The organism is Streptomyces dysideae (assembly GCF_001514305.1).
In the GTDB taxonomy this organism is placed as follows: Bacteria; Actinomycetota; Actinomycetes; order Streptomycetales; family Streptomycetaceae; genus Streptomyces; species Streptomyces dysideae.
In genome coordinates, this window is the sequence record NZ_KQ949100.1 from 109,312 (window position 1) to 129,017 (window position 19,706).

Annotated in this window: 19 protein-coding genes; 9 read left to right on the plus strand and 10 right to left on the minus strand. The window is 71.2% G+C overall.

Translation table 11 applies throughout. The annotated features are described in order from the left end of the window. Window positions 1-573 precede the first annotated feature (573 nt). From AQJ91_RS32750 to AQJ91_RS32760, 3 genes are all read right to left on the minus strand, one after another. Complete coding sequence (locus AQJ91_RS32750) at window positions 574-2,283, minus strand: DUF3492 domain-containing protein (protein WP_234383154.1); 1,710 nt, start codon at window positions 2,281-2,283, stop codon at window positions 574-576. 222 nt (window positions 2,284-2,505) lie between these two features. Beyond that, entirely contained in the window at window positions 2,506-3,966 is a 1,461-nt protein-coding gene (locus AQJ91_RS32755) for a DUF3152 domain-containing protein (RefSeq protein WP_067028830.1), read from the minus strand. Window positions 3,967-3,974: 8 nt separating this feature from the next. Beyond that, window positions 3,975-5,006, minus strand: a complete 1,032-nt coding sequence (locus AQJ91_RS32760; RefSeq protein WP_067028833.1) for an alpha/beta fold hydrolase — start codon at window positions 5,004-5,006, stop codon at window positions 3,975-3,977. 181 nt (window positions 5,007-5,187) lie between these two features. Between AQJ91_RS32760 and AQJ91_RS32765 the strand changes: the two genes are divergently transcribed. The 4 genes from AQJ91_RS32765 (at window position 5,188) to AQJ91_RS32780 (ending at window position 7,090) form a co-directional block, all read left to right on the plus strand. Continuing rightward, a complete protein-coding gene (locus AQJ91_RS32765) occupies window positions 5,188-5,412 on the plus strand; it encodes a hypothetical protein (RefSeq protein WP_067028835.1) in 225 nt (74 codons plus the stop codon). A gap of 211 nt (window positions 5,413-5,623) precedes the next feature. After that, entirely contained in the window at window positions 5,624-6,265 is a 642-nt protein-coding gene (locus AQJ91_RS32770; RefSeq protein ID WP_067028837.1) for a TetR/AcrR family transcriptional regulator, read from the plus strand. A 135-nt stretch (window positions 6,266-6,400) separates the two neighbouring features. Then, window positions 6,401-6,628 carry a DUF3107 domain-containing protein gene (locus AQJ91_RS32775; protein WP_067028839.1) on the plus strand — a complete coding sequence of 76 codons (228 nt, stop codon included), beginning with the start codon at window positions 6,401-6,403 and terminating at the stop codon, window positions 6,626-6,628. Window positions 6,629-6,820: 192 nt separating this feature from the next. Next, on the plus strand, window positions 6,821-7,090 hold the full coding sequence (locus AQJ91_RS32780) for a hypothetical protein (RefSeq protein WP_067028841.1): 270 nt from the start codon (window positions 6,821-6,823) through the stop codon (window positions 7,088-7,090). A 186-nt stretch (window positions 7,091-7,276) separates the two neighbouring features. Here the strand turns inward: AQJ91_RS32780 and AQJ91_RS32785 are convergent, their stop codons facing one another. Beyond that, window positions 7,277-8,014, minus strand: a complete 738-nt coding sequence (locus AQJ91_RS32785) for a ferritin-like fold-containing protein (RefSeq protein WP_199848076.1) — start codon at window positions 8,012-8,014, stop codon at window positions 7,277-7,279. 482 nt (window positions 8,015-8,496) lie between these two features. Between AQJ91_RS32785 and AQJ91_RS32790 the strand changes: the two genes are divergently transcribed. Together AQJ91_RS32790 and AQJ91_RS32795 are read left to right on the plus strand one after the other, a co-directional pair. Next, entirely contained in the window at window positions 8,497-11,118 is a 2,622-nt protein-coding gene (locus AQJ91_RS32790; RefSeq protein ID WP_067028845.1) for a DEAD/DEAH box helicase, read from the plus strand. Between the two features lie 147 nt (window positions 11,119-11,265). Further along, entirely contained in the window at window positions 11,266-12,144 is an 879-nt protein-coding gene (locus AQJ91_RS32795) for an alpha/beta fold hydrolase (protein WP_067028847.1), read from the plus strand. Here AQJ91_RS32795 and AQJ91_RS32800 read toward each other — a convergent pair. Continuing rightward, complete coding sequence (locus AQJ91_RS32800) at window positions 12,141-13,034, minus strand: NYN domain-containing protein (RefSeq protein ID WP_067028928.1); 894 nt, start codon at window positions 13,032-13,034, stop codon at window positions 12,141-12,143. The genes AQJ91_RS32795 and AQJ91_RS32800 overlap by 4 nt on opposite strands. Before the next feature lie 214 nt (window positions 13,035-13,248). On the opposite strand from AQJ91_RS32800, the gene AQJ91_RS52590 reads away from it, so the two are divergent. After that, window positions 13,249-13,401 (plus strand): hypothetical protein, encoded by a 153-nt coding sequence (locus tag AQJ91_RS52590; protein ID WP_107122593.1) that lies wholly within the window; start codon window positions 13,249-13,251, stop codon window positions 13,399-13,401. An 87-nt stretch (window positions 13,402-13,488) separates the two neighbouring features. Here AQJ91_RS52590 and AQJ91_RS32805 read toward each other — a convergent pair whose 3' ends face one another. The 4 genes from AQJ91_RS32805 to AQJ91_RS32820 all read right to left on the minus strand — a co-directional run bounded on the left by AQJ91_RS32805 (window position 13,489) and on the right by AQJ91_RS32820 (window position 16,728). Continuing rightward, window positions 13,489-14,094, minus strand: coding sequence for a MarC family protein (locus tag AQJ91_RS32805; RefSeq protein ID WP_067028849.1), 606 nt, complete (start codon window positions 14,092-14,094; stop codon window positions 13,489-13,491). Between the two features lie 72 nt (window positions 14,095-14,166). Further along, window positions 14,167-15,024 (minus strand): PHP domain-containing protein, encoded by an 858-nt coding sequence (locus tag AQJ91_RS32810; protein ID WP_067028851.1) that lies wholly within the window; start codon window positions 15,022-15,024, stop codon window positions 14,167-14,169. 216 nt (window positions 15,025-15,240) lie between these two features. Then, window positions 15,241-15,882, minus strand: a complete 642-nt coding sequence (locus AQJ91_RS32815) for a DUF6758 family protein (protein WP_067028852.1) — start codon at window positions 15,880-15,882, stop codon at window positions 15,241-15,243. A gap of 261 nt (window positions 15,883-16,143) precedes the next feature. Beyond that, complete coding sequence (locus tag AQJ91_RS32820) at window positions 16,144-16,728, minus strand: suppressor of fused domain protein (RefSeq protein WP_067028854.1); 585 nt, start codon at window positions 16,726-16,728, stop codon at window positions 16,144-16,146. 488 nt (window positions 16,729-17,216) lie between these two features. Between AQJ91_RS32820 and AQJ91_RS32825 the strand changes: the two genes are divergently transcribed. Further along, window positions 17,217-18,344 carry a magnesium and cobalt transport protein CorA gene (locus tag AQJ91_RS32825; RefSeq protein WP_067028856.1) on the plus strand — a complete coding sequence of 376 codons (1,128 nt, stop codon included), beginning with the start codon at window positions 17,217-17,219 and terminating at the stop codon, window positions 18,342-18,344. Window positions 18,345-18,368: 24 nt separating this feature from the next. Then, on the plus strand, window positions 18,369-18,881 hold the full coding sequence (locus tag AQJ91_RS32830) for a hypothetical protein (protein WP_067028858.1): 513 nt from the start codon (window positions 18,369-18,371) through the stop codon (window positions 18,879-18,881). Window positions 18,882-18,887: 6 nt separating this feature from the next. On the opposite strand, the gene AQJ91_RS32835 is transcribed toward AQJ91_RS32830, so the two are convergent. Beyond that, window positions 18,888-19,646 carry a hypothetical protein gene (locus tag AQJ91_RS32835; RefSeq protein WP_067028860.1) on the minus strand — a complete coding sequence of 253 codons (759 nt, stop codon included), beginning with the start codon at window positions 19,644-19,646 and terminating at the stop codon, window positions 18,888-18,890. Window positions 19,647-19,706 lie beyond the last annotated feature (60 nt).

Below are 19,706 nucleotides of genomic sequence, written 5' to 3' on the forward strand. Positions count from 1 at the left end.
CGCCTCGCGTACCGGAGCAGGCATCGCGTCGCACGTCGGTGCCGGCGTCGCCTCCCGCGTCGGTGGTCGATACGGCGCCACGCGCGTCGGCGGTGCCCTCCACGCCTCCGGCGTCGCACGCATCGGCGTCGGGCTCCGCACCTTCGACGTCACACGCATCGACGTTGCTCTCCGCGCCGGCAGCGCCACACGCGCGCTCTCCGACGCCAACGCCCCACGCATCACCGGCCGCGACAGCGCCGCGCGCCAGGGCGTCGGCGTCACCGTCCCACGCATCGCCAGCCGCTGCGGCACCGCGCGCATCAGCGTTGCTCTCCGCGCCGTCAGCGCCACACGCACGCTCTCCAACAGCACCGTCCCACGCGTCGCCGACCGTTGCGGCGCCGCGTGCACGGTCGCCGGCGTGGGCATTCCCCGGGCCCCCGGACGCCTCACCGTCCCGACCGTCCCGCTCCGCCCCGCCGTCCGCGTCGGCGCCCCCGCGGCCGTTCGCCTCCAGCCACTCCCCCGACCGCTCGTCCCACGCGCCGGGGCTGGCCGGCCTGCCGGGGCGGTCCAGTTCGCCCAGGCCGCTCATCGTGCGCCCTCCGTCGCCGGTACCGGTGTGGTCGCGCGTACGGGTGCTCCCGCCGCCCAGCTGGGGCCGCCGCGGGCCACGACGGCGGATGTCCGTTCGGTCCAGCGGCCGGGGACATGGGCCTCCGCGGGCACCGCGAAGGGCAGGGGCTCGCCCGTCTCGTCGAGGACGACACGGCGGACCGGAGTGCGCGAGACGATCTCCAGGTAGATGTCGTGAAATGCCGCGATGTTCTGCTCGACGGTGAACAGCTCGACCGCACGCGCGCGTGCGGCGGCGCCCAGGCGCGCACGGCGCTCGGGGTCGCGCAGCAGCGCCACGCACGCTTCGGCGAGCGCCCGCGGATTGCGCGGCGGTACGACGAGACCGGTGCCGCCGATGACCTCCACCACCGCGCCGACGTCCGTGGAGACCGTCGCACGCCCGCAGAACATCGCTTCGACCAGGCTGATCGGGAAGCCCTCGACGACGCTGGACAGCACGGTCACGGCGCCGGAGGCGTACGCGTCCGGGAGGGTCGGAACCTCCGGGCCGCCGATCTCCTCGAAGGAGACCGGATTGTCGCCGACGGTGTGCGGACCGTCCGCCTCGTCGGGGAAGAGCTGCGCGGCCAGCACCTTGCAGTGGCCGAGATAGGCCTCGCCCTCCGCGCCGGAAGGGGCGCCGACGATCCGCAGGCGCGTCTTCGGCTCCTCCTTGCGGACCTCGGCAAAGGCGTGCAGGAGGGACACCAGGTCCTTGGCGGGTTCGATCCGGCCGACCCAGACGAGGGAGTCCGGGTCCGCGCACTCCGGCGACTCCCCCGCCTCCGCGAAGCGGGAGGCGTCCATGCCGGGGTAGACCGTACGGAGCTTCGCGCGGTCGGCGCCGCAGCGCTCCTGCCAGCGGCGGGCGTGCGCGTTGCCGGGCGTGACGACCGCGGCCCGGTCGTAGATCTCGGCGGCGAGCCGGCCGTGGAAGGCGGCGAGCAGGGACCGTACGGCGGGCGAGGACTCCGTGGCGGCCAGGTAGTGCGTACGGAGCCGCACGCCGTACTCGGTCACCAGCAGCGGTACGCCGGAGAAGTGGCGGGCGAGCAGGCCGGGCAGGGCCGCCGGTCCGCCGGAGGCGGCATGGCACAGGTCGACCGAGCCGAGGCCGTCGTCCTCGTACCAGTCGAGCGAGAGCGGGCGCAGGGCACGTTCCACATGCGCGGCGACGGCGAGCAGGTCGGGCACGCGCGCCGCACGCGCCGTCCGCAGGGCGCCCGGCGCGCGACAAGCGCGTTCCAGGGCACGCACGGCGGCCTCGGAGCGGAGCGCCCCCACCAGGCCGCCCTCGTCGCGGGCGAGTTCGGCGAGCCCGTACAGCGCGTTGCCGAAACGGTCCGCCTCAAGGGCCGAAGCCTCCGACGAACCGGAGAGGCCTCCGGCAGCCCCGGCGCACAGCGCGGCCGCCAACTCGCCGTAGCACTCCGCGAACCGTCGGCGCGCACGGCGCCCGTACGCCACCCCGTCGTCCTCGGCCGCCCACAGGGGCGCCGTGCGCACCCGGCTGACCTGCGGCGGCAGCGGAACCCAGCCCTCGTCCTCCTGGCTCTCGCTGCGGCTGAGCGCGTAGATGTCGAACTCGTGCTGCCCAAGCCCGCGCACAACCCGGTCGCACCAGACCCTGACATCACCGCTCACATACGGATAGCCACCCTCCGTAAGCAGTCCGATCCGCACGAGGACACCCCCGATCTCCCGTAAGGGGAGCCGCCGTTGACCCGGCGGCTCACAGCGGGACGAACGTATGCGGACAAGGCGGTGCCGCGACGGACGGTTGTCCATCGCGCCACCAAAAGGGGTGAACCGTCGTAACTTTCCCGCGCAGGTCGCGTTCCGTCTCGCTAAGAGATCAAGTGCGCACGGATCGTCACGCCCGAGCGGCCCAGGCCAGCGTGCCCGTCAACTCCCGGGGTACGGCCAGGGGTTGGCCCGGCACTGGATGCCGCCGTGGTTCAGGAACTTGGTCTGCTGCTGCATGACCGGGGCGAGTTCGCCGTTCTTGTCGCAGGTCACGTGGCCGTAGCCGAGCCGGTGGCCGATCTCGTGGTTGATCAGCATCTGCCGGTAGGCGTGGATCTGGTCGCCGTAGGTCTTCGATCCCTGTGCCCACCGGTACGCGTTGATCATCACGCGCTCGGTGGCGGCGGAGTCGCACGACACGTTGTCCACGGTGGTGTCGAGGCCGGACTTGGCGCACCAGTCGGCGGTGGTGCCGGGGCTGGCGAGGGTGATCACGAAGTCGGGCTTGCCGGAGTGGATGCGCTCGAAGGTACGGGCGCCGTTGTGGGACCAGCTCCGGTCGTCGTTGAGCGTCTTCTGGACGGCCTGCGCGAAGAGTTCAGCGTCGAGCCCGAGGCCCTGCTCCACGTCCACCCGGTAGGTGAACTTCCGGCCCGCGCCGGGCGCCCGGTCGATGCCCTGGACGGCGTCGAACTTGCCCGACCCCGCGAGGGTGGGGCTGAGCGCGTACGTCCGACCCATCTGCTGCTCGTACGTCGGTGGCGCCGCGGCGCTCGGCGCGTCGGACGGCGTCGGCCGCCCGTCCGCGCGTGAGGCGGAGTCGGGGGTGTCCCGGGCCTGGTCGGTGGCGGACTGCGACTGTACGTCGGCTTCGTCGCGCCCGTCCGCGACCTGCCCGCCCACGACGACGGCCAGCACGGTGGTGACGGCGGCGGCCGCGATGCCGGTGAAGGTCCGCCCCTTGGAGCCCTTGGCCACCGCGGGTTCGCCGGTCGGCGGGGCGTCGTCGTCGACGACGTCGTTCTCGATGCCGGTCCCGGTCCGGGGGTCCCAGTCGGTGACGGCGGCGTACGGGTCGGCGGCATGCGCGGAGGTCGCCGTACGGGGCGCGAAGAGGTCCACGTCCTCGCCGTCGAAGGCGTCGACGTAGTCCTGCCGGGGCCCGTACGGGGGCGCGTGCCGCTGCCGCGGTACTGGAGCGTCGGCCCTCACCGGGGCGCCGTACGCACTCCCCGCCTGCCCTCTCAACTCGCCCCAGCCACCACCGGGTTCACGCTGCTCGGGGTGCCCGCCGCGGACCCGCGGGGTGCCGCGGGCGGGGGTGCCGTCGGGGAGGCGGGGGATGCCATGGGCGGGGGTGCCGTCGGGAAACCGCGGAACCCCATGCGCGGGCGTGCCCTCGGGAAACCGCGGAGCGCCGTACGCGGGCGTCCCACCCCCAGGCACCCCCTGCTGCCCCGCAGGCGGCCCCGGAACCCGGCGCCCACCCGGCACTGGCCGACCCCGCGGATCCGCCCCCGTCTCCGGCGGCGGCCCCTGCGGGATCCGTGCACCCCGCTGTGCAGTTGTGTCGGGGGCGTCGCCCTTGGGGGCGGGCCCGCGGCGGCTATGGCGTCCCACGTCGCGCCTCAGCTCCCCGCGTTCTCGGTCACGTTCTCGGTCACAGCTCCACCATCAACCATGGCCGTCTTGGCACCGGTCGGCAACTCGCCGAGGTCCGCGAGGAGTTCACGGAACGCCCGCGCCACCGTATCCGGATACTCCATCATCGCCACGTGTCCGGCCTCCGGCAGGCTGAGCAGCCGGGAGTCGCGGAAGGCGCGGGCCGCCCGCTGGGCCATGCGGTAGCCGACGAGCTGGTCGCGGCCGCCGTAGACGAGGAGCGTCGGTGCGAGGACCCGCTCGGCCTGGCGCCACAGCGCGTGCTGGCCGCCCAGTGTGTACGCGTTGACGATCCCGCGCGCGGAACGTGTCATCGCGTCCCAGAAGTACGGCAGTTGCAGCCGCCGTTCCATCTCCTCCACGGCGTTGCGGAACCCTTCCGGCGTCACCCGCCCGGGATCGCCGTAACACAGGGCCAAGACCCCGCGGACCCGCTGCTCCACCGTCCACTCCCTGGTCAGTTTGGTGAAGAGCGCGGTCACGCCGGGCACCGCCAGCAGCCCCGTGGGCACGGCGGTGCGCTGGACGCGGAGTTCGGGCAGTGCGGGCGACACGAGGGTGAGCGTACGGACGAGGTCGGGCCGTACGGCGGAGACGCGCGTGGTGACCGCGCCACCGAGTGAGTTGCCGAAAAGATGCACGGGTCCACGGCCGGACGCGTCGAGGTATCGGATCACCGCACGCGCGTGTGCCGTGACGGAGTAGTCGCCGTCGTCCGGTGGCGGGGAGTTGCCGAAGCCCGGCAGGTCGACGGCCTCGCAGTCGGCGACGTCCTCCAGCAACGGCATCAGCGACGACCAGTTCTGCGACGAACCGCCCAGGCCATGGACATAGAGCGCGGGCGGCAGGCCCTCGCGCGCCGACGGCCTCGACCGCACCGACAGCGTGATCCCCGGCAGCCCGACCGACCTGAGCCGCTCGCCCTCTGCGACCCGGACGGTCGCCACCTTCGGGAGCACATTTGCGGCAGGCGCGGACGGCAGCTCGGTCGAAGACATGCGGCAATGTTACGAGACGATCACGCAGTGGTTCATGTGTTCGCCGTCACAAAATGTTCGTCGTCCCGGACGGCAGGCGGATCGCATGGCGTCCGGATCGGGTGTCTCCTAGGCTCGTACGCAGGGCACCCGTATGTGGCCCCCTGCTTCGTTCAGGGACGTACTAGGAAGGGAGCCCGCCATGACCGTCGACCCCAGCGACCCCGAGACCTTCGAGGACGAGAACAGCCAGGAAGACCAGGAGTTCGACGTCGAGGCCCCGCCCGCCGACGCGGCCGAGCAGCACGCGGACGTCAGGCCGGACCGCGACGACGACCTGACCGGCGTCGAACCCGACCGCGCCAACGAGGCCGACCTCATCGAACAGTCCCGCGTGGTCTCCATCGACGAGGACGACTACCGGTGAAGTGCGACTGCCGGTGAAGTGTGACAAGGGGGGCCACTGAGCTGGAGCGAGGCAGGATAATGCCCGACCTGCACCTTTTTGAAACCCTCTGTGCGGCTTTTATCACCGTCCGGTCCGTGAAATTCTGCGCTCGCAGCGCGCACACAGGGGTTACCGAAAAGTACGATGGCGGCGCGGCGCACACCGCATGTGGACGACTTTGGGAGGCGGCGTGACAGCCATCGAGCAGACAGAGGCGGCACGCCCGCGAGGCACGCGCCTGCCGCGCCGTGCCCGACGGAACCAGCTGCTGGGCGCCGCCCAGGAAGTCTTCGTGGCGCAGGGTTACCACGCGGCCGCGATGGACGACATCGCCGAGCGTGCCGGGGTCAGCAAGCCGGTGCTGTACCAGCACTTTCCGGGCAAGCTCGACCTTTACCTCGCGCTGCTGGACCAGCACTGCGAGTCCCTGATCCAGTCCGTACGGAACGCACTGGCGTCGACGACCGACAACAAGCAGCGTGTACGGGCGACGATGGACGCGTACTTCGCGTACGTCGAGGACGACGGCGGCGCCTTCCGTCTGGTCTTCGAGTCGGACCTGACGAACGAGCCCGCCGTGCGCGAGCGCGTCGACAAGGTCACGAACGAGTGCTCGGAGGCGATCTGCGACGTCATCGCCGAGGACACCGGCCTGTCACGGGCCGAGTCCATGCTGCTGGCGTCCGGACTCGGCGGGCTCGCGCAGGTCGTGGCTCGTTCCTGGCTGCACAGCGACCGCAGCGTGCCGCGCGACCAGGCGGTGCAGCTGCTGACCTCCCTGGCATGGCGGGGCATCGCGGGCTTCCCGCTGCACGGCACGGATCAGCACTGACCGACCGTTTGTTCCCGCGCGCTGTTCGCTCCTGGCGTTCTCGCGCGGAACGTGTACGTCCCCTCACCGGGCTAATGTGTGCTGGGTACGGCGCGGAAGGTCGCGCACTTCACTGACCGTCGGAGGGACATAGCCGTGGAGGTCAAGATCGGCGTGCAGCACGCGCCCCGCGAGATCGTTCTGGAGAGCGGTCAGAGCGCCGAGGAGGTCGAGAAGGCCGTGGCCGAGGCGCTGGCCGGAAAGACGCAGCTGCTGAGCCTCGTGGACGAGCACGGCCGCAAGGTGCTGGTCCCGGCCGACCGTCTCGCGTACGTCGAGCTCGGTGAGCCGGCTCCGCGCAAGGTGGGCTTCGGCGCGCTGTAGGCAGACGTGCAGGGAGGGGCCCGGCGACATCGGTCGCCGGGCCCCTCCCTTTTTTCGCCTTCTCGCGTTCCCCGGCCGTTCTCCACAGATGGAGCACAGTTCGATCACAAAGGAGGGTTGCATTCCGCAGGTCAGGGGTATGACGGGCTACGACCGTTCTGAGCAGGTCGGTCATGTGGGAGGGACCCCAACATGCTCTTGGAAGCGTTCAGCTCCGCGATCCTCGGCCTGGCCCTGGCGTGGGCGGCGGCCCGCCGTCTGCCGCACCGCCTGCCCGCCCGCTCCCTGGTCCTGCCGACGGGTGTCGCGGGAGCCCTGTTCGGGGCCTTCCTCACCCACACCGCGCTGGACTTCGGCAACCTCCTGCTGATCCTCGCCGGCGCCGCGGCCGTCTCCGCCGCCTCACTCTCCCTGTTGGTACGCCCCGCGGGAAGACTGGGCCGCCGCTCGGCGACCGCCTGAGGCTCCGACGCCGGCCGCCGGGTGAGTGACGGGTGGCTGGTGGGACGAGCAGCGGCCGACGGCTGCCGGTTGAGGTGCAGACAGCCGAACGGCCGCCGGAACAGCGACCGTTGACGGGGCAGCGGGCCGCTCACCGAACGAACGGCCCACCGAGCGAGCTGGAGTACCGCGACAATCGCGGGGCCCTTACGCCGCCAGGCCCAGCGCAGCCATCCGCTTCGTGTGGGCCTCCGTGATGCGGGAGAACATCTTGCCGACCTCCGCGAGGTCGAAGCCGTCCGCGACGCCACCCACGAGCATCGTCGACAGGGCGTCCCGGTCGGCGACCACGCGCTGGGACTGGGACAGGGCCTCGCCCATCAGACGGCGGGCCCACAGGGCGAGGCGGCCGCCGACGCGCGGGTCAGCGTCGATGGCGGCCCGGACCTTCTCCACGGCGAAGGACGCGTGCCCGGTGTCGTCGAGGACGGCCAGCACCAGGGCGCGGGTGTCCGAGTCGAGGCGGGCGGCGACCTCGCGGTAGAAGTCGCTGGCGATCGAGTCGCCGACGTACGCCTTGACGAGCCCTTCCAGCCAGTCCGACGGCGCCGTCTGCTTGTGGAAGCCGTCCAGCGCGGCGACGAACGGCTCCATGGCCTGCGTCGGCTCGGCGCCGATCTCCGTGAGCCGGTCCCTGAGCTGCTCGAAGTGGTGGAACTCCGCCGACGCCATCTTGGCCAGCTCCGCCTTGTCCGCCAGCGTCGGCGCCAGCTTGGCGTCCTCCGCGAGGCGCTCGAACGCCGCCAACTCCCCGTACGCGAGCGCGCCGAGCAGGTCGACGAGCGCGGCCCGGTACTGCGGATCGGCGGAGGCCTGAGCCCAGTCCTGGGCTGCGACTCCGGTGTGGTCGGCAGAGGCGTCAGAGGTGTTGTCAGGCGTCGTCATGAAGCGCACAATAGCCCGCTCATCGCAAGGCGGAAGTCCCTGGTCAATCAGTGTGACAACGACTACGTGACCAAATCGGCCATCGCATGTGCGAGTTTCCGGGGTATGGTGGTAATGCGCCCGCTGAGTACTCTGACGTACTCGACGGGCCGCACGTTATGAGGATGCCCGGTCGGTGGCCCGATCGGCTCCGACCCGACAGCCCTCCCTGGCCGTACGGCACTATGCGTACGACGACCGGAGGGAACCCCTCAGCGGTACGAGCGCTAGAGCGTCGGCAGAGGTCCCGTGCCCTACGGCCAGACCGTAAGGCAGCCGACGTCCCCCGGCACGGTCCGTCTACGACCCCCGCGCTCGCCTCGCACCGCGCACACAGAAGAGGCAGCACCCTGACTACCACTTTCCGAGAGCTCGGGATCCTTCCCGAGACCGCCGAGGCCCTCGAAGCCGTCGGCATCATCAATCCCTTCCCCATCCAGGAGATGACGCTCCCCGTTGCCCTGTCGGGCACCGACGTCATCGGCCAGGCCAAGACCGGCACCGGCAAGACGCTGGGCTTCGGCCTTCCGCTGCTTGAGCGCGTCACCGTCCCCGCCGACGTGGAGGCCGGGCGCGCCCAGCCCGAGGCCCTCACCGACGCCCCGCAGGCACTCGTCGTGGTCCCCACGCGCGAGCTGTGCACGCAGGTCACCAACGACCTGCTGACCGCGGGCAAGGTGCGCAACGTCCGCGTTCTCGCCATCTACGGCGGCCGCGCCTACGAGCCCCAGGTCGAGGCCCTCAAGAAGGGCGTCGACGTGATCGTCGGCACCCCGGGCCGGCTGCTGGACCTCGCGGGCCAGAAGAAGCTCGACCTCAAGCACATCAAGGCGCTCGTCCTCGACGAGGCCGACGAGATGCTCGACCTGGGCTTCCTGCCCGACGTCGAGAAGATCATCAACATGCTGCCGGCCCGCCGCCAGACGATGCTGTTCTCGGCGACCATGCCGGGCGCCGTCATCGGCCTCGCGCGCCGCTACATGTCGCAGCCCACGCACATCCGCGCCACGGCGCCGGACGACGAGGGCGCGACGGTCGCGAACACCGCGCAGTTCGTCTACCGCGCGCACAACATGGACAAGCCCGAGATGGTCGCGCGCATACTGCAGGCCGACGGCCGGGGACTGGCCATGGTCTTCTGCCGTACGAAGCGCACCGCGGCCGACCTCGCCGACCAGCTCCAGCAGCGCGGCTTCGCCGCCGGCGCGGTCCACGGCGACCTCGGTCAGGGCGCCCGCGAGCAGGCGCTGCGCGCCTTCCGCAACGGCAAGGTGGACGTCCTCGTCTGCACCGACGTCGCCGCCCGCGGTATCGACGTCGAGGGCGTGACCCACGTCATCAACTACCAGTCTCCCGAAGAGGAGAAGACGTACCTGCACCGCATCGGCCGTACGGGCCGCGCGGGTGCGAAGGGCATCGCGATCACGCTCGTCGACTGGGACGACATCCCGCGCTGGCAGCTGATCAACAAGGCGCTGGACCTGAAGTTCAACGACCCGCCGGAGACGTACTCCACGTCCCCGCACCTCTTCGAGGAACTGAACATCCCCGTCGGCACCAAGGGTGTCCTGCCGCGCTCGGAGCGCACGCGCGCCGGGCTCGGGGCGGAGGAGCTTGAGGACCTCGGCGAGACCGGCGGCCGCGGTGCACGCGGTCGCGGTGGCCGGGGCGGCCGTGGCGGCCGTGGCGGTCGGGACGAGTCCCCCGCCGCCGACCGCGAGCGTTCCGCCCGTACGCCGCGTCGCCGCCGTCGTACGCGTGGCGGGGCACTGGCGGACGAGGCCCAGGCACCCGCCGCCGGTACGGCCGTACCGGCGGACAGCGCCACGGCCGAGGACGTGACCGCTTCCCGCACCCCGCGCCGCCGTCGCCGCACCCGCGGCGGGGCAGCGGAGTCGACGCCGGCCACGGCGACCGTCTCCGTGACTCCCGAGGCCGCGGAGGCCGCCGTGGCGACCGCGGAAGGTACGGCCACGCCGGACGCCCCCGAGGCACCGGCCAAGCCGCGCCGCCGCCGGACACACAAGTCGGCGGAGGCGGCAGCGCCCGAGGCCGTCCAGGTCTCGGAGGCGCTGAAGTCGTCCGAGGACGTGGCGAAGGCCGTGGAGACCGTGCAGGCCGTGGAGGTCACGGAGCCCGAGGCTCCCGCCGCCAAGCCTCGCCGCCGTACCCGCAAGGCGACGGCCGCCGAGGCGACAGTCGACACGGTCGCGCCGGCGGAGACGGAGGCCACCCCGCGCCGCCGTACCCGCAAGGCAACAGCCCCCGCGGAGGCGACGGTCGACACGGTCGCCCCGGAAGCACCGGCGGAGACGGAGGCCACCCCGCGCCGCCGTACCCGCAAGACGGCAGCCGCCGCCGAGACCGCCGTCGACACGGCGGAAGGCACGGAGGCAAAGCCCAAGGTCCGCCGCACCCGCAAGACCGCGGCCACCACCGAGACCGCGGAGACGCCCGAAGCGACGGAAACCAAGCCGCGCCGCACCCGTAAGACCGCCGCAGCCAAGGCCGAGGCCACGACCGCCGAGATCCCGGCGCAGACGGTCCAGGAGCCGGAGACGGTGGCCGAGCCCAAGCCGCGCCGGACGCGTAAGGCGGCAGCCGCCGCCGAGACCGCCGTCGACACGGCCGAGGGCACGGAGGCAAAGCCCAAGGTCCGCCGCACCCGCAAGACCGCGGCCACCACCGAGACCGCGGAGACGCCCGAAGCGACCGAAGCCAAGCCGCGCCGCACCCGCAAGGTCGCCGCTGCCAAGGCCGAGGCCGCGGTCGACGCTGCCGAAGGCACGGAGGCCAAGCCCCGCCGTACCCGTAAGGCGGCCGCGACCGTCGTGGAGCCGGAAGCGACCGAGGCCAAGCCGCGACGCACCCGGAAGGCTGCGGCCACGGCCGCCGTCGACACCGCCGAGGGCACGGAGGCCAAGCCCAAGGTCCGCCGCACCCGCAAGACCGCGGCCACCACCGAGACCGCCGAGATCCCGGCCCAGGCCACGGACGAGCCGGCTGCGGCGCCCCGTCGCCGGGTCCGCAAGGTCACGGTCGCCACGGAGCCCGCGGAGAGCTGATCCCCGTCCGACGGCCCGGTCCCGCCCCGCGCGGGACCGGGCCGTCGGCGTTCCCGGACTCAGAGGTGGACACCCCGGTCGGCAAGGAGTCCTCTCCCCAAGACCACCTCCCCCCGGCGCCCCCACCCCGCCCGATACCCTCCCCCCGTGACCACCCCACCCCCCAACACCCGCGCGTACGCCCTCCACACCTCCCGCGGCGACTTCGCAGCCGTCGACTCCCCGGCCGCCCCCGGCGTCGAGCAGCGCGGCGTAGCGCTCCTCCTGCCCGGATTCACCGGCAGCAAGGAGGACTTCAACCTGCTCCACGAGCCGCTCGCCGCCCGTGGCTACCGGACCGTCGCCGTCGACGGACGCGGCCAGTACGAGTCGGACGGTCCCGAAAGCGACGAATCCGCCTACGCACAGGCCGAGTTGGCGCGGGACGTGCTCGCGCAGGCGGCAGTCGTCGGCACGCCGCTGCACCTGCTCGGACACTCCCTCGGCGGTCAGATCGCCCGGGCCGCCGTACTGATCGACCACTCCCCGTTCCTGTCGCTCACCCTCGTCGCGTCGGGCCCGGCTCAGATCTCCGACTCCCAGCAGCAGCGCGTGAAGCTGCTCCGGGACGCGCTCGGCGTGATGGACATGCCCGAGGTGTGGGAGGCCATCCTCGCCATGGGGCCGCCGGAGGAGGTCGGCGGCCCCGCACGCGGGATCGGCGACATGGCGCAGCTCCGCCGCCGCTGGCTCGGTCACAAGCCGGCGCAACTCCACGCGACGGGCCGTCAGTTGTGCACGGAACCGGACCGGGTTGCCGAACTCGCCGCCGTCCCGGTGCCGTTCCACGTCCTGTCGGGCGCCAAGGACGACACCTGGCCGCTGCCCGTCCTCGACGACATGGCCGTACGGCTCGGTGCCCGCCGGACGGTCATCGCGGGCGCCGAGCACTCACCCAACGCCGACCAGCCGCTCCCGACCGCCCATGCGCTCGCCGACTTCTGGGACAGCGTCCACGAGGAGGACGACCACGAAGACCGGGGCTAGTACTGCGCCTGCAGGTGTTCCCAGAAACCGTCCCGCAGCGCCCGGCGCAGGTCCGCCTGGCCACGCAGGGAGTACTGCAGCAGGCCCTCCGCCTCCACCAGCAGGTCCTGGTCCACCGAACCCGGCAGATACGGGTGCCCGGGCAGCAGCTCCAGCAGCGACTCGCGGCCCCGCGCCGCCAGCCACTTCGCCGCGATCTGGGCGCCCACGAAACGGACGTCCTCGCGGGTCGGGCGGGCCGCCGTCGCCTCGTAGGCGGCCGCCGCGCGCCGGGACACGTACGGCTTGAAGAAGTCGAGGTCGAAGGTGCGCTGGCTGTCGACCTCCCAGAGCAGCGGCTCCGCCTGGTTGCGGCCCTCGGGTGCCTCGATGCCCCACAGGTGGACGCGGGCGCCGTAGCCCTGTGCGGCCTCCACCGCCGACACCAGGTCCTCGTCGCCGCCGAGCAGGGCCGCGTCGCTGATGGCTCGGTGCCGGGCCAGTGACTCCAGGTCGGTCCTGATCAGGGAGTCGACGCCCTTCTGCTGGTTGTTGGCGTTCAGGTTGCCCAACCGGACCTTCACATCCGGGAGTTCGGCGATCGACTGCTGCTCGGCGGTGTGGATGCGGCGCCGGGCGCCGTCGTACCAGTACACCCGCAGCAGCCTGCTGTCCGCGAAGATCGTGCGGGCCCGGTCGATGAGCGCCTCGATCAGGCCCTCGGCGTCCAGGTCGAAGGCCCGGCGGTCCTCCATGCCGGCCACCAGGCGTCCCGCGGCCGCGTAGAGATAGCCGGCGTCGACGAAGATCGCGTGGGTCGAGGGCGTCTTCGCCACCTCGGCGAGCATGCGCTGGAGCAGCTCGTTGGTGCGGTCGATGCGGGCGGCGAGGGCCGCGAGGTCGTCGTTCATCGTCTCCATTGTCCTGGCGGTCACGCTGCGAACACAACCGGTCCCGGTCAGTCTCCTTTCGGACCCGGCCGATCCCTTGCCGACCGCTTACCGGTCAGTAGTTAGCCGTTCGAAAAATTTCTTTAGCGTAGGGAATGTTTGTAACACGCACCGCGTTGACTCACACGTACCAGCAATCCTCCTCGCGAGGATGACCAGACGAAGGGAGAAGCCCGTGCGCTTCGAAATCATGCGACTCGACGAGGTCGACGGCACCCCCGTGGACTCCACCGTCGTGGACGCCGCCTCCGTCAACCGGATCGTTCAGCAGGCCGCCGCCATCGGACAGCGCCTGTGGATTCGCCCGGCCGACACCACGGCCTCGTAACCGCGAGTCCCTTACACACACTTCAGAGCCCCGTACGGCAACGAACGCCGTGCGGGGCTCTGTGCGTGCCCGTGCCGCGGACGTTCCTCAGCTCGCCTGGATCACCTGAGTGACACCGTTGATGATCTGCTGCACCGCGATCGCGGACAGCATCATGCCCGCGAGCCGCGTCACCAGCACCACACCGCCGTCCTTGATGACCCGGATGATCAGCAGCGAGTAGCGCATCACCAGCCACAGCACGACGTGGATCGCGAGGATCGCCGACCACACCGACACCTGGGTCGCCACACTGTCGGCCCGCTGCACCGCCAGGATGACCGACACGATCGCACCCGGCCCGGCCAGCAGCGGCATGCCCAGCGGTACGAGGGCGACGTTGACGTCCTTGGTCTGCTTCGGCTCGTCGGTCTTGCCGGTGAGCAGGTCGAGGGCGATGAGCAGGAGCAGCAGCCCGCCCGCGATCATCAGCGCGGGCACGGAGACGTGCAGGTAGTTGAGGATCTGGTGGCCGAGGAGCCCGAAGATCGCGATCACTCCACCGGCGACGCACACGGCCTGGAAGGCCATGCGCTTCTGCACCTTGGCGGGCCGGCCGGAGGTCAGCGCGAGGAAGATCGGGGTGATCCCGGGGGGATCCATGATGACGAAGAGGGTCAGGAAGAGGGAGCCGAAGACGGCGAGGTCGAACATGGGTGACGAGACCTTGCGAGGTGAGTGAAACGCGGGAGGACGTGAAGCGGGAGAACGTGAAGGTGAGAGACCTCAGACCCCGCCGGCCCCCGGCACGGGAAACGCACCCGTCGCCCGTCGCGTGATCTCGCCGTACACCTCGGGATCGGTCGTGTACTCGCCGAGCACGCACGTCTTGCGGCTGCCGTGGTAGTCGCTGGACCCGGTCGTCAGCAGCCCGAGCTCCTTGGCCAGGCCGCGCAGCCGCGCCCGGGTGTCCGGGTCGTGGTCCATGTGGTCGACCTCGATGCCGTCGAGCCCGGCCGCGGCCATCTCGGCGATCACCGACTCCGGCACCGTACGGCCCCGCTTGGCGGCCGCCGGGTGCGCGAACACCGCGACCCCGCCCGCGCCCTTGATCAGCCGGATCGCCTCGAAGGGGTCGGTCTCGTGCTTCTCCACGAAGGCCCGCCCGCCGTCGGCCAGCCAGTCCTGTGTGAAGGCGTCGCCCACGGTCGGTACGACACCCAGCTCGACCAGCGCGGTCGCGACATGCGGGCGCCCGACCGAACCGTCGCCCGCGATCCGCGCCACCTGCTCCCAGGTGACCGGCACGCCCAGCTCCTGGAGCTTGCCGACCATGCCCCGCGCCCGCGGCACCCGGTCGTCCCGCACCAGCTCACGCTCGGCGAGCAGGCTCGGCTCCTCGGGGTCGAAGAGGTAGGCCAGCATGTGCATGCTGACACCGTCGATACGGCAGGACAGCTCGGCCCCGGTGACAAGCGTGAGCCCCGCCGGCAGCGCGGCGATCGCCTCGGCGTGCCCGCGGGTGGTGTCGTGATCGGTGAGCGCGACGACGTCCAGACCGGCCGCGGCGGCACCCAGCACCAGCTCGGCCGGGGTGTCCGTACCGTCGGAAGCGGTGGAGTGGGTGTGCAGATCGATGCGCACGACGCGAACTCCAGGCGGTGACGGTGCGGAAGGGGACGCTCAAGGATAACCGTATTTTTCAAGCTCGCCTGTCACACCCACACGCGGCAAGCACCCCCTACACCAATCCACCCAGGGGTGCGGAGCCGTATCGATGCGCGGCTCCGCCGCGTAGGCGCGATCAACCCACGACCACCCGCAGCCGCCCGCCAACAGCACACTCACCCCCCGAAGGCGCTACGGCTCAAGCAAGCGCGGCGACAACGCCCCGCACGGCACCAGATCCACCTCGGCCCCCGCATCCCGCAGATCGGTCAGCACCAGCTCGTCGTACATCAGCAGCCCGGACTGCTCGGGCCACACCACCGCCCACACCCACAGCCCGAGCGCCTCGCCCGCGAACACGGCACGGTCGTCGGGGGCGTCGGCGACATGCCACAGCGGGGTCGGGCGGCCGGCGGCGAGGACCTTGGCCTGGGGCGGTTTCTCGACGTTCAGGTACGGCCCGGGGTCCGGGCCGTCGATGCCCGCGTACCGCGCGCCGAGGCCCACGCCGAGTTCCTCGGCGACCAGGATCAGCTCGCCCATGCCGCCGAGCGGGCCCGGCCCGGAACAGGCCACGGCCGTGGCGCGGCCGCCGCTGCGGTCGTCGCCCGCGGAGGCCACGCCCGTGAACAGCCAGCCGACCGGCAGCGGCCACGGCATCCACACCGGTACCCGGGTGCGGTGCACGACCACGCTGAGGGCCTCGACGCTGGGCGGGATCACGGGCTGCACCGGATGCACGGTGCCGTGCACATCACACTGCCACGAATCGGCGAAGAGTCCGGGAGCCCTGACCCGGCCACCACACTTCGGGCAACTGGGTTCGCCCCTCATAGGGCCCCACGGTCCTACCCCTGCTCCTCCACGTCAAGGACGATCACCCGTCCGGACGGAACAGGTTCACCAGAGGAAACCAAGTGCGCCTTTCATTAATTAGCGGAGCTAACTTACTGCATGCATATGCCAACCACCTGCGGCCCGCTCTGGGCTCGCTGCTCGGGGACGCCGGAGGAACTCAAGACTCGGCACGCGACCGAGGACAGCGTCACCGTGTTCGCCAACTGACCGTTTCCAGCCACCGGTTGGTGAGGTTGCTCACTCCAGCGGGACGGACTTGCGGGCGGGATCCCGGAGGTCCGTCCCGCTCGTCAGCCAGCGCTCCTGGAGTGCCTGGGCGCCGTGCACGCGCTTCCAGGCGGCCTCGTTCGCGGTCATGGGGAGCAGGGGCAGGAACCGTACGGGGTCGAGAGGCTCGTCCAGTTCCAGATCCTCGATCAGGCCGCCCGGCTCGGCGACCAGCACCGAGGTGAACGGGGCCCCGGGCCACAGGGGTTCGCCTACGTCGAGGGAGGCGCCGGGGGCCACGATCACGCCCTCCACCTGCGGGGATGCGGCCAGAACGGCCAGCGGGCGCAGCACCTTGCCGGTGTCGGCGAGGCCGGCGCGCACGGAGAGGACCAGCTCGGCGCGGGGGCCCTTGACCGGGTCGGCGAGCGCCGCGGCGGGGTCGCTCATGGGCTGCGCGGACATGCCGAGCGTGGCGTAGCGGACGATGTCGTCCTCATGGAAGCGGAGCACCTCGACGCGGTCCGTACCGAGGAAGGTGACCGCCGCGCGCGCGTCCGGTTCGCCCAGCGCGGAACGCAACCGGGCCTCGACCAGAGGAAGAACATCAGCCATGTCGCGAGCATAGAACTCGTCAGTACCGGGCAAAGCAGCGCCTTGACACTTCGGTCGGCTGATACTCTTGCCCGGCGGTTCGGGGCAGCACGCAGAAGCGTCGCGATCGAGTCCCGACGCCGTGAAACTCCCCTACGGGGGATGGACCGTCCCTCACGAGGGACCGGCTGGAGGAGGTGGGGCTGTCATGGATCGAAGTCGACCGTGCAGTACCACTCGCTCTTCCGGCCTCTGATGTAGCTGTTCTGACTCTGGCTGACTGCTGCCTTTCACGCTCACGTCTTTACACGGAAGAGCACTTCGTTTCGTTTTGCCTGATCTGTCTGATCTGAATCAGTAGCTGTATCAGCAGCGAAGCTCGCCACCGCGACGGTGCGGTGCTCCCCGCTTTGTGGACGTGCCAAACATCCGCAGTCAGGACGTCCTCATTCCGGGTAGTTCCACCCGTCGTACGCGGCCATTCGTTGCCCGTCGCGAAGGAGCCTGCCATGTCGATGATTCGTGACCTGCGCGCCGCGGTCCGCCCGTCCCGCCCCTCGCTGCGCAAGGGGCTGCGCATGGACACCGGCGCCTACGACACGACACGCGACCCCGGTACGCCGTCCGCCGTCGTCGACTGCGCCATCTACCGCGACGGCGCCCGGGTCCGCACGGACCAGTCGCTGAGCCCGCACGAGGCGATGCGCCAGGTGCGGCGCGACGGAGGGTTCGTGTGGATCGGGCTGCATGAGCCGACCGGGGCCGAATTCTCTGGTATCGCAAGCGAGTTCGGGCTGCACCCGCTGGCCGTGGAGGACGCGGTGCAGGCCCACCAGCGGCCCAAGCTCGAGCGCTACGACGACTCCCTGTTCACCGTCTTCAAGACCATCCACTACGTCGAGCACGACGAACTCACCCCCAACAGCGAGGTAGTTGAGACCGGCGAGGTCATGTGCTTCACCGGCCGGGACTTCTTCATCACCGTCCGGCACGGCGGGCAGGGCTCGCTGCGGGCGCTGCGGCACCGGCTGCAGGACGACCCCGAGCTGCTCGCCAAGGGCCCCTCGGCCGTGCTGCACGCGATCGCCGACCACGTCGTCGACGGGTACATCGCGGTCGCCGACGCGGTGCAGGACGACATCGACGAGGTGGAGACGGAGGTCTTCTCGCCGGGCCGCAAGGGGGCGCCGCGCGGCACGGACGCGGGGCGGATCTACCAACTCAAGCGCGAGGTACTGGAGTTCAAGCGCGCGGTGTCGCCGCTGCTGCGTCCCATGCAGCTGCTGAGCGAGCGGCCGATGCGGCTGATCGACCCGGACATCCAGAAGTACTTCCGGGACGTCGCCGACCACCTGGCCCGCGTCCAGGAGCAGGTCATCGGCTTCGACGAGCTCCTCAACTCGATCCTGCAGGCCAACCTCGCGCAGGCGTCCGTCGCGCAGAACGAGGACATGCGGAAGATCACCTCGTGGGCCGCGATCATCGCCGTGCCGACGATGGTGTGTGGTGTGTACGGCATGAACTTCGACTACATGCCGGAGACGCACTGGAAGTACGGCTACCCGGTGATCATGGTCATCACGGGCGCGATCTGTCTGGGCATCCACCGTACGCTGAAGCGCAACGGCTGGCTGTGAGTACGCCTGGATAGGCTGGGCGTCATGACAAGTGAGCTGCTCGACCAGGCCCTCGTCGAGGAGGCCACGAAGAAGTCCGGCCTCATCTGGGTCCAGGGTCCCGGTGTCCCGGCCCGGGCGCTGTGGCACGCGTGGCACGAGGGTGCGGCGTGTGTCGTCGGCGACGGTCCCGGCGAGCAGCCGCTGCCGGGGCTGGCCGACGGGGCCACGGCCGAGGTGACGGTCCGCAGCAAGGACAAGGGCGGCCGGCTGGTCTCCTGGACGGCGAAGGTCGTGGAGCTGGCCCCGGAGACCGAGGCGTGGGACGCGACGGTCGCCGAGCTCAAGGGCAAGCGGCTGAACGCCCCCGACGGCGAGCGGATGACAGGACGGTGGGCCCGGGAGTGCCGGGTGCTCCGCCTGGAGCCGACAGGGGCCATGGCGTCGCTGCCTGCCGGGAGTCTGGCCGAGGCGCCGCTGCCGTCGTCGGCGACCACACGGCAGCCGATTCCCGCGGGGCTGCCGCGGCTGCTGATGAAGAGGCGTAAGCGGAAGTAGCGACCGCTACGACGTCGGCAGCTGCTTGCCGTAGTCCACCGTGTCGCCCTTGCCCGGCTCCGTCAGGGCGAAGTCCTTCCCCCAGGCCGAGAAGGTCAGGGTGCCCGCGTCGCCGGCGCGGGTCAGGCGCAGGGGGTACGGCTTGCCCTCCAGGGAGACGTCCAGGGTGCCGCCGTCGCCCGAGTCGCCGGTGATGCGGATCGTGCGGATGCCCGCCTGCTCATGGTGGCCGTCCGTCGCCAGCTTGCCGTGCAGCGTGAGCAGACCGTCGAGGAGGACGTCCTTGTCCGTGAAGCCGCTGAACTTCTTGTACTGGGGGTCGCCCTGCGGCACCTTCACGTACTTGCCGTCGAGCTTGCCGGCCGCCGCCGCGTCGGAACGGGCGTCGTCGCCCTCGCCGTCCGCGTGGGTCCAGAAGCCCGCGTCGGCCTTCAGATACAGATCGTCGTCGATGCGCAGCAACCCGAACGTCGTCCCCTGCGAGGTGACCGAGCCGGTGCCGCCGTCGGCCTTCAGACGCATGTCGAGTTTGTAGGTGCGCCCACTGGTCACCACGGTCCCCGCGAGGCGTACCGCCGTGGCGGCGTCGGCGGCCGTACGCGTCCTGCGCTGGATCTCGTCGGCCGCCAGCTTGCCGACCCCGTTGGTTCCCGCGTCGGGGTCCTCGCTGCACCCCGTCATCGCCGCTCCCGTCACGACCAGCGCGCACATCGCGCTCACCAGCGCGGCCCGACGGCGGGTACGGCCCTGGGGAATCGCAGTCACAGGTGAGGCTGCCTTTCTGACGGGGTCCTGATCGGCGTACCGCAGAGTACCCGTGCCGCA

Coding starts and splice junctions, on each gene's coding strand:
- AQJ91_RS32760 (WP_067028833.1), bottom strand. CDS start 5,006: ATGTCTTCGACCGAGCTGCCGTCCGCGCCTGCCGCAAATGTGCTCCCG.
- AQJ91_RS32765 (WP_067028835.1), top strand. CDS start 5,188: ATGACCGTCGACCCCAGCGACCCCGAGACCTTCGAGGACGAGAACAGC.
- AQJ91_RS32780 (WP_067028841.1), top strand. CDS start 6,821: ATGCTCTTGGAAGCGTTCAGCTCCGCGATCCTCGGCCTGGCCCTGGCG.
- AQJ91_RS32785 (WP_199848076.1), bottom strand. CDS start 8,014: ATGACGACGCCTGACAACACCTCTGACGCCTCTGCCGACCACACCGGA.
- AQJ91_RS32790 (WP_067028845.1), top strand. CDS start 8,497: ATGACGCTCCCCGTTGCCCTGTCGGGCACCGACGTCATCGGCCAGGCC.
- AQJ91_RS32800 (WP_067028928.1), bottom strand. CDS start 13,034: ATGAACGACGACCTCGCGGCCCTCGCCGCCCGCATCGACCGCACCAAC.
- AQJ91_RS32805 (WP_067028849.1), bottom strand. CDS start 14,094: ATGTTCGACCTCGCCGTCTTCGGCTCCCTCTTCCTGACCCTCTTCGTC.
- AQJ91_RS32815 (WP_067028852.1), bottom strand. CDS start 15,882: ATGAGGGGCGAACCCAGTTGCCCGAAGTGTGGTGGCCGGGTCAGGGCT.
- AQJ91_RS32820 (WP_067028854.1), bottom strand. CDS start 16,728: ATGGCTGATGTTCTTCCTCTGGTCGAGGCCCGGTTGCGTTCCGCGCTG.
- AQJ91_RS32825 (WP_067028856.1), top strand. CDS start 17,217: ATGTCGATGATTCGTGACCTGCGCGCCGCGGTCCGCCCGTCCCGCCCC.
- AQJ91_RS32830 (WP_067028858.1), top strand. CDS start 18,369: ATGACAAGTGAGCTGCTCGACCAGGCCCTCGTCGAGGAGGCCACGAAG.